Origin of the sequence: Pseudomonas sp. PB120 (genome assembly GCF_009761815.1) — a bacterium.
Classification (GTDB): domain Bacteria; phylum Pseudomonadota; class Gammaproteobacteria; order Pseudomonadales; family Pseudomonadaceae; genus Aquipseudomonas.
Window position 1 is genome coordinate 1 of the sequence record NZ_RWIN01000097.1, and the last position, 13,684, is coordinate 13,684.

The following is a 13,684-nucleotide window of genomic DNA, read 5'->3' on the forward strand; positions in this document are numbered from 1 at the left end:
AGCTTGCTCCCGCTGGAGTGCGGAGCACTCCCAAAATTGTGATTGCGGCTTAACTGACAGACCGCATTGACTGGTTTTGGGGCGGCTTCGCCACCCAGCGGGAGCAAGCTCCCTCGCCACAGGGGGGCAGTGGGTTAGCGGCCGCCCATGATCGCGATGTAATCCTGGGTCCAGCGGCTGTACGGCACGAACTTGCCGCCTTCAGCTTGTGGGGTTTTCCAGAAGGCCAGGTTGTCGAACTGAGCGTAACCATTCGCCGCGCAGCCTTCGGCACCCAGCAGGTCGCTGGATTTGCAGCCTTCGGCCACTGCTGGCAACGAGCCGAACCACGCGGCAACGTCACCCTGAACCTTTGGTTGCAGCGACCAGTCCATCCACTTGTAAGCGCAGTTCGGGTGTTTGGCGTCGACGTGCATCATGGTGGTGTCCACCCAACCGGTTGCGCCTTCCTTTGGAATCACAGAAGCAACCGGCTGCTTGTCAGCCACCAGTCCATTGACCATGTAGCCCCAGGTGCTGGACGCCACCACGCCTTCGTTTTTGACGTCGCTCATCTGGACGGTCGCGTCATGCCAGTAGCGGTGGATCAATGGCTGCTGCTTGCGAAGCAGATCCAGCGCGGCTTTGTATTGCACTTCGGTGAGTTCGTACGGATTCTTGATGCCCAGTTCCGGTTTGGTCGATTTGAGGTACAACGCCGCATCGGCGATGTAGATCGGACCGTCATAGGCTTGCACGCGACCTTTGTTCGACTTGCCGTCCGGCAGGGTCTGCTCTTCGAACACCACACTCCAGCTGTCCGGGGCTGTCTTGAAAACATTGGTGTTGTACATCAACACGTTCGGACCCCATTGGTAGGGCGTTCCGTAGGCCTGTTTGTTGACGACGTACCAAGGACCGTCCTTGAGGCGCGGATCAATGTTCTTCCAGTTCGGGATCAACGCAGTGTTGATCGGCTGCACACGCTTGCCGACGATCAAGCGCAACGAGGCATCGCCCGACGCGGTGACCAGGTCGTACCCGCCCTTGGCCATCAGGCTGACCATTTCATCCGAGGTCGCGGCGGTTTTCACGTTGACCTTGCAGCCGGTTTCCTTCTCGAAACCGGTCACCCAGTCGTAGGCCTTGTCGCTTTCGCCACGTTCGATGTAGCCGGGCCAGGCGACGATATCCAGTTGGCCTTCGCCGGCACCAACGGCCTTCAGCGGTTCGGCGGCCTGGATACTGACACTGGCCAGCAGCGCGGTGGTGATTGCACTGAGCAGTGCGGTCTTGTGCACGAACATGGGAATTCCCTCTTCTTTAATTATGGTCGGGGCAGTTTTGAACGTGGTGAAGCATGCCGTTAGTGGCTTGTTATTAGCGTAGTCAGAGATGCTGTCCGTGGCGGGCCATGATGTGCCGTACCACGCTGTAGTCCTGAAGCGAATCGCTGGACAGGTCTTTGCCGTAGCCCGAACGCTTCAGGCCGCCGTGGGGCATTTCGCTGACCAGCATGAAATGGCTGTTGATCCAGGTGCAGCCGTACTGCAGGCGTGCCGCGACCTGCATGGCTTTGTCCAGGTTCTGGGTCCAGACCGAAGAGGCCAGGCCGTATTCCGAGTCGTTGGCCCAGTCCACCGCTTGTTCGAGCCCGTCGAAGCGGGTCACGGTGACCACCGGACCGAACACTTCGCGCTGGACGATTTCATCGCTCTGCTTGCACCCGGCCAGCAACGTCGGCTGATAAAAGAAGCCCGCGCCGGAATGCACCGCCGCGCCGGTCACCCGTTCGATGTGGGGCTGGCCGAGGGCGCGTTCGACGAAGCTGGCCACGCGGTCGCGCTGGCGGGTGCTGATCAGCGGGCCGATTTCGTTATCGGCGTCGCGTTTACCCGCAAAACGCAGGCTGCTGACCGCCGCGCCCAGTTCGGCCACCAGGCGGTCATGAATTCCGGCCTGTGCATAAATCCGGCAGGCAGCGGTGCAATCCTGGCCGGCGTTGTAATAGCCGTAGGTGCGCACGCCTTCGACCACGGCCTGAATGTCGGCGTCATTGCAGACGATCACCGGGGCCTTGCCGCCGAGTTCGAGGTGAGTGCGCTTGAGGGTTTTCGCCGCTGCCTGGAGAATTTTTTGCCCGGTGACGATATCGCCGGTCAACGACACCATGCGGATTTTTGGATGGCTGACCAAATGGCTGCCAACGCCTTCACCGCCGCCGCAGATGATGTTGATCACCCCGCGCGGCAGGATCTCGGCCAGTGCTGGCGCCAACGCCAGAATCGACAACGGCGTGTGTTCCGAGGGCTTGAACACCAGGGTATTGCCGGCGGCCAGGGCCGGGGCGATTTTCCACGCGGCCATCATGATCGGGTAGTTCCACGGCGCAATCGACGCCACCACGCCGATCGGATCGCGTCGCACCATGCTGGTGTAACCCGGCAGGTACTCGCCGCTGAGCTGGCCAGTCTGGCAACGCACGGCACCGGCGAAGAAGCGGAACACATCGACGGTGGCGCTCAAATCGTCCTGACGCGCCAGGTGCAGCGGCTTGCCGCAATTCAGCGATTCCAGGCGAGCAAGCAGGTCAGCGTTTTTTTCGATGGCGTTGGCGATGTCCAGCAACAGGTTCGAGCGTTGCTGCGGCGTGGTGCGCGACCAGCCGGCGAAGGCGTTGTGGGCGGCGAGGATGGCGGCTTCGACTTGCTCGGTGCTGGCTTCGGCAATGTGCGTCAGCACTTCGCCAGTGGCCGGGTTGAGAATGGGTTCGACAAAGCCCTGGCCAGCGACTAATTCACCATCGATCAATAGAGCGGTGAACAACGGGGTCTGCACGCCAGCCATTTTTCGGGTTCTCTTTTCTTGTGTGGCCATGGTGCTCCCTGTCACAGGGGCCCGGCCGTCTTATATAGATGCATCAAGACTAGTGCGCGGACCCGAGGTCGACAAATACTAAATACTGAAGGTGGCGTTCGATTAAATAGATGGCTTGCGCCCGCCGTGAGGCTGCTCCCTGGCGACCGTCAGGAACGGGTCCACCAGTGCCGGGCGCGCGGTGCCGCGGCGCCAGGCCAGGCCGACGTCGAGGGTCTGGCTCAGGTCGGCGATGGGCCGTGCCTCGATGATGTCGCCCTCCAGCGACCACGGGCGATACGTCATGTCGGGCTGGATCGACACGCCCAGGCCTGCGGCGACGAGGCTTCGCACAGCTTCCGTCGACGCGGTTTTCAAGGTGATGCGCGGTTGCAGGCCGGCGCTGCTCCACATGCGATGGGCATTGCGGTCCATCTCATCGACGTTCAACTGAATCAAAGGCTCCCGGGCGACGTCGGCGAGGTTGATGCTGTCGTGTTCCAGCAAGGGATGCTGGGCTGGCAGCCACAGGCGATGGGGCGAGTGCGTCAGGACTTCGGTCTGCAAGGCGTGGCGGTCCTCGAGGTTCGACAGGATCAGCACGCCGACATCGATCTCGCCGCTAACCAGCAAATGCTCGATGTACGGCCGCTCGTCTTCCATCACGCGGATTTCGACATTGGGGTAGGCGCGTTGAAACCGAGTCAGCAGGTCCGCCAGGTAATAACCGGCCACGAGGCTGGTCACGCCGACGATCAACTGCCCGGCCACCTGATCGGTGCTCTGTTGCAGGCTGCGTTTGGCATTGTCGACCGTTGCCAGAATCAGGTGCGCCTGGCGTAGGAATTGGTGCCCCTGGTGAGTCAGGGTCATTCCTTTGGCGTGTCGGTTGAACAGGCCGACGCCGATTTCCTGCTCCAGTTGCTGGATGGCCAGGGTCAGTGTCGATTGGGAAATGAAGGCCGTTTGCGCAGCGGCAGAGATCGAGCCGGTCTCGGCCACGGCAATGAAATGGCGGATCTGACGCAAGGTCATCATGGAGAAGTACCCGGTGGGCGGTTTTTATCGATTCACTCGAGTGTATATCTTTTTAATCGATGGCCTTTGAGCTGTTGCGAGTTATGAGCAACATCTCGAAGCACTCTCACAAGGGGAATCCCGACATTTTCAATCTAGGCTGGTGGCCTGAAGTGTCTGGTTGATCCCTTTATGGAGGCGGCAAAATGAATACGCGCGGGTTGCTCGACCAACTGCTCAAGTCCGGTCAGGACATGCTGCAAAACAAAGTGGGTGGTCATCAGAACAGGGCGTCCAGCGGCGCACTGAGCAGTCTGCTGTCGGGTGCGGGCGGTGGCGCATTGGCGGCGGGCGCGATGGGACTGTTGCTGGGCAGCAAGAAGGGCCGCAGCGTTGGCGGCAAAGTACTGACCTATGGCGGCCTCGCGGCGTTGGGCGTCATTGCCTACAAGGCTTACGGCAATTGGCAGGCCCAGCAGGGCACGGCCTCGAATCGCGGACCGCAAACCGTCGACCGATTGCCAGCGGAGCAGGTCGAGTTGCACAGCCAGGCGATCCTCAAGGCGCTGGTCGCGGCAGCCAAGGCGGACGGCCATGTCGATGAGCGCGAACGTGCGTTGATCGAAGGCGAGTTCAGCAAGCTCGATAACGACCAGGAACTGCAACACTGGCTGCACGCCGAGCTCAACAAACCCCTTGATCCGGCTGACGTTGCCCGCGCCGCCAGCACTCCGGAAATGGCGGCTGAAATGTACATCGCCAGCGTCATGCTGGTGGACGAGGAAAGCTTCATGGAAAAGTCCTACCTCGATGAGCTGGCGCGGCAACTGAAGCTCGAGCCCGGATTAAAAGCCGAACTCGAAAAACAGGTACGCCAAGCCTCGGTGTAGGAGCGAGCTTGCTCGCGAAAAACCCGAGAGCGCCGCACCTCCGTTGATCCTCTACACCACAGCCTTCTGCCAGAGATGAGAAGTCCAGCGCATCTGTCTTATAAATGAAACACCGCCCTCGGCTATACTCCGCAAAATTTGAAGCGGCCCCGAGGAATGACTGTGAAGAACTGGACGTTGCGCCAACGCATCTTGGCGAGCTTTGCGGTAATTATCGCCATCATGTTGCTGATGGTTGTCGTCTCGTATTCGCGTCTGTTGCAGATCGAGGCCAGCGAAGCCAGCGTTCGCGACGACGCACTTCCCGGGGTGTATTACAGCTCGACGATTCGCGGCGCCTGGGTCGACAGTTTTCTCCAGATCCAGGAAATGCTGGGCCTGAAAGAAGGGCAGGGCATCAGTGCCGAAGACGCCGCAGACTTCAAAAGCTACGAAGCGCGTGTGCAGGAAGCGATGGGCAACTATCGAGCCACGGTGACCACGGACGAAGACAAGGTCGAGTTCGCGGCCTTCGAAAAACTGCATGAGGAGTACGGCAAGATCCTGGCCACGGTGCTGGACTTGCATAAGCGCAATCAAGAAGCCGAAGCTATCAAGTTGTTTACCGAACAACTGACCCCAGCCTGGACAGCCGGGCGCATGAAACTCAATGACATCCTGCGCCAGAACAAAGTGGTGGCTGACCAGGACATGGCCAACATCGACGACGCCGTCGTCACCGCAAAAATCAGCATGGGTATTTCCCTGCTGGTCGCGGTACTGGCTGCAGGCCTCTGCGGTTTGCTGTTGATGCGCGCCATCATGGCGCCGATGAATCGCATCGTGCAGATCCTTGAAATCATGCGCACAGGCGACCTGAGCGGTCGACTGAACCTGGAACGCAAGGACGAGTTCGGTGCCGTCGAAACCGGCTTCAACGACATGATGACCGAGCTGACGTCCCTGGTGTCCCAGGCCCAACGCTCCTCGGTGCAGGTCACCACGTCAGTGACTGAAATTGCCGCCACCTCCAAGCAGCAGCAAGCCACCGCCACGGAAACAGCAGCCACGACGACTGAGATCGGCGCGACCTCCCGTGAAATCGCCGCCACCTCGCGGGACCTGGTGCGCACCATGACCGAGGTTTCCACCGCTGCCGATCAGGCTTCGGTCGCCGCCGGTTCCGGGCAGCAAGGCCTGGCGCGCATGGAAGAGACCATGCACTCGGTGATGGGCGCGGCCGATCTGGTCAACGCGAAGCTGGCGATCCTCAATGAGAAGGCCGGCAACATCAATCAGGTGGTTGTGACCATCGTCAAGGTCGCCGACCAGACCAACCTGCTGTCGCTCAACGCTGCCATCGAAGCTGAAAAGGCCGGTGAATATGGTCGCGGGTTTGCCGTGGTCGCCACCGAAGTGCGGCGTCTGGCGGACCAGACTGCCGTTGCCACTTACGACATCGAGCAGATGGTCCGTGAGATCCAGTCGGCAGTCTCGGCCGGGGTGATGGGCATGGATAAATTTTCCGAAGAAGTGCGCCGCGGCATGTCCGAAGTGCAGCAGGTCGGCGAACAACTGTCGCAGATCATCCATCAGGTTCAGGCGCTGGCGCCGCGGGTGTTGATGGTCAACGAGGGGATGCAGGCCCAGGCCACCGGTGCCGAACAGATCAACCACGCGCTGGTGCAGTTGGGCGATGCCAGCAGCCAGACCGTCGAGTCCCTGCGCCAGGCCAGTTTCGCCATCGACGAACTGAGCCAGGTGGCCGTGGGGCTGCGTAGCGGCGTCTCGCGATTCAAAGTCTGATGAGCGAACTCACGGCCAAACGCAGCGCCGTGAAGCCGGCGTTGCAGGCGTTGTTTCTGCAGTTTCGCATTGGCAGTGAGCGCTACGCGTTGCAAGCTGTCGAGGTGGCGGAAGTGCTGCCGCGCCTGCCCCTGAAACCGATTGCCCACGCGCCGCACTGGGTGGCGGGGGTGTTTGCCTATCGTGGCGCGGTAGTGCCGGTGATTGACCTGTGTGAGCTGATGTTCGGTCACCCGGCCCAGGTTCGAACCAGCACCCGGCTGGTGCTGGTCAACTATCGGTCGGACGCTGCCGCCCAGGTTCAATTGCTCGGGCTGATTCTGGAGCAGGCCACCGATACCTTGCGTTGTGATCCCGCGGATTTTCGGCCCTATGGCCTGGACAATCGCCAGGCGCCGTACCTCGGTCCTGTACGCGAGGATGCCCAGGGACTGTTGCAATGGGTGCGCGTCGCCGATTTGCTCGATGACCAGGTGCGCGGGTTGCTGTTCCCAACGCCGCCCCTGGACCTGACGTTGCTCGAGGAGCAGCCATGAGTACCGATCAGCGGTTTTTCGATTACCTCAAGGAGCGCATCGGGCTCGACGTGGCTTCTGTGGGCCCGGCCATCATCGAGCGCGCCGTGCGTCAGCGCAGCACGGTCTCTCAAGCGCTGACGGCCGATGAGTACTGGCGCATCCTGCAGGGCTCGCCGGACGAGCAGCAGGCGCTGATCGAAGCAGTCATCGTCCCTGAAACCTGGTTTTTCCGTTACCCGGAATCCTTCGCCGCACTGGCGAAACTGGCGGCCAAGCGCCTGGCCGACATAAACCACATACGCGCGCTGCGGATACTCAGCCTGCCGTGCTCCACCGGCGAAGAACCCTATTCGATTGCCATGGCCTTGCTCGATGCCGGGCTGCAACCGCATCAGTTCAAGGTTGAAGGCATGGACGTCAGCCCGCTCTCGGTGGAAAAAGCCAAGCGCGCGTTGTACGGCAAGAATTCGTTTCGCGGTCAGGACATCGCGTTTCGCGACCGTCATTTCAGCGCCGAGAACGAGGGCTATCGCCTCAGTGCGCGAGTGCTCGAGCAAGTGCGTTTGCAGGTCGGTAATCTGCTCGATCCCAATTTACTGGCCGGTGAAGCACCGTACGATTTTGTGTTCTGCCGCAACCTGCTCATCTACTTTGATCAGCCGACCCAGCGGCAGGTGTTCGAGGTGCTCAAGCGCCTGACCCATGTCGACGGGGCGCTGTTCATCGGTCCGGCCGAGGGCAGTTTGCTGGGGCGCCTGGGCATGCAATCGATCGGCATTGCGCAGTCCTTTGCGTTCAGTCGCCAGAGCGAGCCGGTGCCGGAACCGCTGCCGACCTTCGTGCCGACCCCGATGCCCGTGCGCCCGCCGGTGCGCGGCGTGACGCCGCCGCCCGTGCGCCATCGCCCGTTTGCGCCCACCGCGCCGCAAGCTATTACCCCGAAAACGCCGGACACCGCAGATTTGCTGACACACATCGCGACCCTCGCCAATGAAGGCAAGAGCCCGGAGGCCCGCGCCGCGTGCGAACGCTACTTGCGCGAGCACCCGCCCGTTGCCCAGGTGTTCTACTGGCTGGGGTTGCTCAGCGATGTCGCCGGCAACGCGCTGGAGGCCCAGGGCTTTTATCGAAAGGCGCTTTACCTCGAACCGCAACACCCCGACGCGTTGATGCACCTGGCGGCCTTGCTGCAATCCCAGGGCGACACGGCGGGAGCCAGACGATTGCAGGACCGTGCCGCCCGCAGCGAGCGCGCCGCCGACAGTGAGCGTAAACGATGATCGCCTCTGACACCTTTAGCGTCACCCGTGAAGATGCCCAGGCCATCGATGACTGCTGGAACCGCATCGGTATCCATGGCGACAAGTCCTGTCCGTTGCTGGCCGAGCATATTCACTGCCGGAATTGCGCGGTGTACTCGGCCGCCGCCACACGGCTGCTCGACCGCTACGCGTTGCAGCAGGAAGATCGCGGCGAAGTGTCGACGGCAGTCGAGGCCGAGGTCAAAACCCGCTCGCTGTTGATGTTCCGTCTCGGCGAAGAATGGCTGGGGCTGGCGACGCGCAGCCTGGTGGAAGTCGCGCCGTTGCAAGCGATTCACTCGCTGCCGCACCAGCGCTCCCGGGCATTGCTCGGCGTGGCCAATGTGCGCGGCGCGTTGGTGGCGTGCCTGTCGCTGGTGGAGTTGCTCGGGCTGGACGACGCCAACAGCGTGGCGCCGGGCGCGAGGGTCATGCCGCGCATGTTGATCATCGCCGCCCACGGCGGGCCGGTGGTGGTTCCGGTGGACGAAGTCGACGGCATCCACGCCATCGCAGAACCCGTTCTTGAGGCGGCGTCCCGGTCGGGGACCCAGGCCAGCGGCAAATACACCCGTGGCGTGTTGCAATTCAGGGGGCGCAGCCTGCGTTGGCTGGATGAAGAACAGCTGCTGTCCGCCGTGACCCGGAGCCTGACATGACCCCCGAGCAAATGCGTGACGCCTCTTTGCTGGAACTGTTCGGCCTGGAAGCCGAAGCCCAGACCCAAGTGCTGAGTGCAGGCCTGTTGGCGCTCGAGCGCGACCCGACCCAGGCCGATCACCTCGAATCCTGCATGCGCGCGGCCCACTCGCTCAAAGGCGCGGCGCGGATCGTCGGCGTTGATGCCGGGGTCAACGTCGCGCATGTGATGGAAGATTGCCTGGTCAGCGCCCAGGAAGGGCGCCTGTACCTGCGACCCGAGCACATCGACGCGTTGCTGCAAGGCACCGATTTGTTGATGCGCATCGCAACGCCGAACCACGCGCCGTCATCTGCCGAGATTGATGCGTACGTGGCCCTGACGGTTCGATTGCTCGACCCGATGGCCCTGGCGGCCCCGATCAGCACGCCGATTGCGCCCTTCATGCCCGCGCCCGAAATGGAGCCGGTGCTTGAGGTCGAGGTCCCGGCGCTGATTGTCGAGCCGGTTCCCGCAGCCCCTGCGGCTCCACCGAAAAAGACCCGGCGGACCACCGAAAACGGTGAGCGCGTCCTGCGCGTCACCGCCGAGCGACTCAATAGCCTGCTCGATCTGTCGAGTAAATCACTGGTGGAAACCTTGCGGCTCAAACCGCACCTGGCCACCATGCAGCGCCTCAAACGCATGCAGAACAACGGCCTGCGGGCGCTGGAAAACCTCAACGTCCATCTCAAGGATCACGCCTTGAGCCTGGAAGCCCGGGAAGCCCTCGAGGATGCGCGGCGGTTGCTGGCTGAATCCCAGCAACTGCTGATCGAGAAAAACGCTGAGCTGGACGAGTTCGCCTGGCAGGCCAGCCAGCGCGCCCAAGTCCTGTACGACACGGCGCTGGCCTGTCGCATGCGCCCGTTTGCCGACGTGCTGACCGGGCAGGCGCGGATGGTTCGCGACCTGGGTCGTGATTTGGGCAAACAGGTGCGGCTGGAGATCGAGGGCGAAAAGACCCAGGTCGATCGCGACGTGCTGGAAAAACTCGAAGCGCCGTTGACGCATCTTCTGCGTAACGCGGTCGACCACGGCATCGAATCCCCGGAGCAACGGCTGTTGGCCGGTAAACCGGCGGAAGGCTTGATCCGTCTAAGGGCTTCCCACCAGGCAGGATTGCTGGTGCTGGAACTCAGCGATGACGGCAATGGCGTCGATCTGGAAAAGCTGCGCCGCAGCGTCATCGAACGGCAATTGTCCCCGTCTGAAACCGCCGCGCAGTTGAGCGAGGAAGAATTACTGACGTTCCTGTTCCTGCCGGGTTTCAGCCTGCGCAACCAGGTCACCGAAGTGTCTGGGCGCGGGGTTGGCCTGGACGCGGTTCAGCACATGGTCCGGCAGTTGCGCGGCGCCGTCGTGCTGGAGCAGACGGCAGGCGAGGGCAGTCGTTTTCATCTCGAAGTGCCGCTGACGCTGTCGGTGGTGCGCAGCCTGGTGGTGGAGGTCGGCGACGAGGCGTACGCCTTTCCGTTGGCGCACATCGAGCGCATGTGCGATCTGGAGCCGCAAGACATCGTCCAGGTCGAGGGGCGTCAGCACTTCTGGTACGAAGGCCGACATGTCGGGTTGGTCGCGGCCAGTCAATTGTTGCAGCGTCCGGCAAGCCAGAACGGCCAGCAAACCCTCAAGGTCGTGGTGATTCGCGAGCGCGAGGCGATTTACGGCGTGGCGGTCGAGCGGTTTATCGGTGAGCGAACCCTGGTCGTGTTGCCGCTGGATGAGCGGCTGGGCAAAGTTCAGGACATCTCCGCCGGAGCCTTGCTGGACGACGGTTCCGTGGTGTTGATCATCGACGTCGAGGACATGCTGCGTTCGGTGGACAAATTGCTCAACACCGGGCGTCTGGAGCGTATTGCCCGTCAGGGCAGTCAAGCGGTCGAAGCCGCGCGCAAGCGGATTCTGGTGGTCGATGATTCCCTGACGGTGCGCGAGTTGCAGCGCAAGCTGTTGCTCAATCGTGGCTACGACGTGGCCGTGGCGGTGGACGGGATGGATGGCTGGAACGCCCTGCGTGCGGAGGATTTCGATCTGTTGATCACCGACATCGATATGCCGCGCATGGACGGCATCGAGTTGGTGTCTTTACTGCGCCGGGACAATCGGTTGCAATCGCTGCCGGTGATGGTGGTGTCCTACAAGGATCGCGAAGAAGATCGTCGTCGTGGACTGGATGCCGGAGCCGACTATTATCTAGCCAAAGCCAGTTTTCATGACGACGCCCTGCTCGATGCAGTGGTGGAGCTCATAGGAGGAGCGCGGGCATGAAAATCGCAATCGTCAACGACATGCCCATGGCAGTGGAGGCCTTGCGCCGAGCCCTGGCATTCGAGCCGGCGCATCAGGTGATCTGGGTCGCCGCCAACGGCGCGGAGGCCGTGCAGCGGTGCGCCGAACAGACCCCGGACCTGATCCTGATGGACCTGATCATGCCGGTGATGGACGGCGTGGAAGCGACTCGGCGGATCATGGCCGAAACCCCCTGCGCCATCGTGGTCGTCACTGTCGACCGCCAGCAAAATGTGCACCGCGTGTTCGAGGCCATGGGCTACGGCGCTTTGGATGTGGTCGATACGCCGGCGCTGGGGGTTGGCAATGCGCAGGAGGCGGCGGCGCCCCTGCTGCGCAAGATCATGAACATCGGTTGGTTGATCGGGGAAAAGGGCAACCGGTTGCGCTCGACGCCAGGTCCGTTGCGCAGCTCGGGTTCGCGCCAGCAACTGATCGCCATCGGCTCATCCGCAGGCGGGCCCGCCGCGCTGGAAGTCTTGCTCAAGGGGCTGCCACAGAATTTTTCCGCCGCCATCGTCCTGGTCCAGCATGTGGATCAGGTGTTTGCCGCCGGCATGGCCGAATGGCTCGGCAGTGCCAGCGGCCTGAACGTACGCCTGGCCCAGGAAGGCGAGCCGCCACAGCCCGGCACCGTCCTGCTGGCGGGCACCAACCACCATATCCGTTTGTTGAAAAACGGCACGCTGGCCTACACCGCAGAGCCGGTCAACGAGATCTATCGTCCCTCCATCGATGTGTTTTTCGAGAGCGTGGCCAGTTACTGGAATGGCGATGCGGTCGGTGTTTTGCTGACGGGCATGGGACGAGATGGCGCGCAGGGGCTTAAACTCATGCGCCAACAGGGCTACCTGACCATCGCTCAGGACCAGCAAAGCAGTTCGGTGTATGGCATGCCGAAGGCGGCAGCGGCCATCGATGCGGCCGTTGAAATCCGCCCGCTGGACAAGATAGCGCCACGATTGCTGGAGATATTTCCAAAATGAAGACTTTTCACAGCAATCCTGGCCCAAGTAGTACTCAGGTGATCGCACATGACTGAATTACAGCTCGACGACTTCAAGACCGACGAAAACGCCGCCATGGTGTTGTTGGTGGACGATCAGGCCATGATCGGCGAAGCGGTGCGCCGCGGGTTGTCGAACGAAGAGAATATCGACTTCCACTTCTGCGCCGATCCACACCAGGCCATCGCCCAGGCCGTTCGCATCAAGCCGACGGTGATTCTGCAGGACCTGGTCATGCCCGGCCTCGACGGGCTGAGCCTGGTTCGCGAGTACCGCAACCATCCGGCCACCAAGGACATCCCGATCATCGTCCTGTCGACCAAGGAAGACCCGCTGATCAAAAGCGCGGCATTCGCGGCCGGGGCCAACGATTACCTGGTGAAGTTGCCGGACAACATCGAGCTGGTGGCGCGTATTCGCTATCACTCGCGCTCCTACATGACCCTGTTGCAGCGGGATGCGGCTTATCGCGCGTTGCGCGTCAGCCAGCAGCAGTTGCTCGACACCAACCTCGTGCTGCAACGGTTGATGAACTCCGATGGCCTGACCGGGCTGTCGAACCGTCGTCACTTCGACGAGTACCTGGAGCTGGAATGGCGCCGCTCCCTGCGAGACCAGAGCCAGCTGTCGTTGCTGATGATCGATGTGGACTATTTCAAGACCTACAACGACAGTTTCGGGCACCTGGAAGGGGACGAAGCCCTGCGCAAGGTCGCGGCGGCTATCCGCGACGCCAGCGCCCGGCCTTCGGACCTGCCGGCCCGTTACGGCGGTGAAGAGTTCGCGCTGGTCCTGCCCAATACCTCGCCGGGCGGTGCCCGGCTGGTGGCGGAAAAATTGCGTCAGACCGTGGCAGCATTGAATATTCCGCATATTTCGCCGACCGAAGGTTCCAGCCTGACCATCAGCATCGGCCTGTCGACCGTGACCCCGCAGCCGGGCAGCGATTGCCGGCAATTGATCCTGGCGGCGGACAAGGGCCTTTACCTGGCGAAGAACAATGGGCGCAATCAGGTGGGCATCGAGTAACCGGGACTTTATTCCCTGTAGGCGCGAGCTTGCTCCGGGCGGCGATCTGGCGAAAAACACCCATACGACGCGTTCATCCAGGCAGCCCGAGTTACGTTGACGTCCATCGCCAGCAGGCTGGCTCCCACATTTTTGAGCCGGGCACATCCACCAAAGTCAGGTCGGCTTTAAGGCCGCCTCGCGGTGCTGTTGAAGTGTTTGTCCCCTCGAGAGGCCGAGTGGAGGTTCTGCGCAGTGGGCAACCCGGCATGGATGCCGGGTTAGCCGCCCCCGGCCATGGATGGCCGATGGCGGCGGGCCCACGGAGCAGGACCGGAGCGAGGGCATGCCG

Annotated in this window: 11 protein-coding genes; 8 read left to right on the top strand and 3 right to left on the bottom strand. The window is 62.1% G+C overall.

Annotated elements, in window-relative coordinates; translation table 11 throughout:
- Nucleotides 1–134: 134 nt before the first annotated feature.
- From ydcS to EJA72_RS18545, 3 genes are all read right to left on the bottom strand, one after another.
- Complete coding sequence (gene ydcS / locus EJA72_RS18535; RefSeq protein ID WP_157712860.1) at nucleotides 135–1,286, bottom strand: putative ABC transporter substrate-binding protein YdcS; 1,152 nt, start codon at nucleotides 1,284–1,286, stop codon at nucleotides 135–137.
- An 82-nt stretch (nucleotides 1,287–1,368) separates the two neighbouring features.
- Nucleotides 1,369–2,826 carry a gamma-aminobutyraldehyde dehydrogenase gene (locus EJA72_RS18540; protein ID WP_157712870.1) on the bottom strand — a complete coding sequence of 486 codons (1,458 nt, stop codon included), beginning with the start codon at nucleotides 2,824–2,826 and terminating at the stop codon, nucleotides 1,369–1,371.
- A gap of 132 nt (nucleotides 2,827–2,958) precedes the next feature.
- The gene (locus EJA72_RS18545) at nucleotides 2,959–3,873 is read right to left on the bottom strand and encodes a LysR family transcriptional regulator (RefSeq protein ID WP_157712861.1); all 915 of its coding nucleotides are present in this window, start codon (nucleotides 3,871–3,873) and stop codon (nucleotides 2,959–2,961) included.
- A gap of 185 nt (nucleotides 3,874–4,058) precedes the next feature.
- Here EJA72_RS18545 and EJA72_RS18550 point away from each other — a divergent pair, with 185 nt between their 5' ends.
- The 8 genes from EJA72_RS18550 (at nucleotide 4,059) to EJA72_RS18585 (ending at nucleotide 13,353) form a co-directional block, all read left to right on the top strand.
- Nucleotides 4,059–4,742, top strand: coding sequence for a tellurite resistance TerB family protein (locus EJA72_RS18550; RefSeq protein WP_157712862.1), 684 nt, complete (start codon nucleotides 4,059–4,061; stop codon nucleotides 4,740–4,742).
- A gap of 162 nt (nucleotides 4,743–4,904) precedes the next feature.
- Nucleotides 4,905–6,527: a methyl-accepting chemotaxis protein gene (locus EJA72_RS18555; RefSeq protein WP_178129442.1), complete on the top strand. Its 1,623-nt coding sequence runs from the start codon at nucleotides 4,905–4,907 to the stop codon at nucleotides 6,525–6,527.
- Complete coding sequence (locus EJA72_RS18560) at nucleotides 6,527–7,063, top strand: chemotaxis protein CheW (RefSeq protein ID WP_157712864.1); 537 nt, start codon at nucleotides 6,527–6,529, stop codon at nucleotides 7,061–7,063. The genes EJA72_RS18555 and EJA72_RS18560 overlap by 1 nt, the downstream gene beginning before the upstream one ends.
- Nucleotides 7,060–8,325 (top strand): CheR family methyltransferase, encoded by a 1,266-nt coding sequence (locus EJA72_RS18565; protein ID WP_157712865.1) that lies wholly within the window; start codon nucleotides 7,060–7,062, stop codon nucleotides 8,323–8,325. The genes EJA72_RS18560 and EJA72_RS18565 overlap by 4 nt, the downstream gene beginning before the upstream one ends.
- Complete coding sequence (locus EJA72_RS18570; protein WP_157712866.1) at nucleotides 8,322–9,005, top strand: chemotaxis protein CheW; 684 nt, start codon at nucleotides 8,322–8,324, stop codon at nucleotides 9,003–9,005. The genes EJA72_RS18565 and EJA72_RS18570 overlap by 4 nt, the downstream gene beginning before the upstream one ends.
- Complete coding sequence (locus tag EJA72_RS18575; RefSeq protein ID WP_157712867.1) at nucleotides 9,002–11,296, top strand: hybrid sensor histidine kinase/response regulator; 2,295 nt, start codon at nucleotides 9,002–9,004, stop codon at nucleotides 11,294–11,296. The genes EJA72_RS18570 and EJA72_RS18575 overlap by 4 nt, the downstream gene beginning before the upstream one ends.
- Complete coding sequence (locus tag EJA72_RS18580; protein ID WP_157712868.1) at nucleotides 11,293–12,303, top strand: chemotaxis response regulator protein-glutamate methylesterase; 1,011 nt, start codon at nucleotides 11,293–11,295, stop codon at nucleotides 12,301–12,303. The genes EJA72_RS18575 and EJA72_RS18580 overlap by 4 nt, the downstream gene beginning before the upstream one ends.
- A gap of 48 nt (nucleotides 12,304–12,351) precedes the next feature.
- Nucleotides 12,352–13,353 carry a PleD family two-component system response regulator gene (locus EJA72_RS18585; RefSeq protein ID WP_157712869.1) on the top strand — a complete coding sequence of 334 codons (1,002 nt, stop codon included), beginning with the start codon at nucleotides 12,352–12,354 and terminating at the stop codon, nucleotides 13,351–13,353.
- Nucleotides 13,354–13,684: the final 331 nt, after the last annotated feature.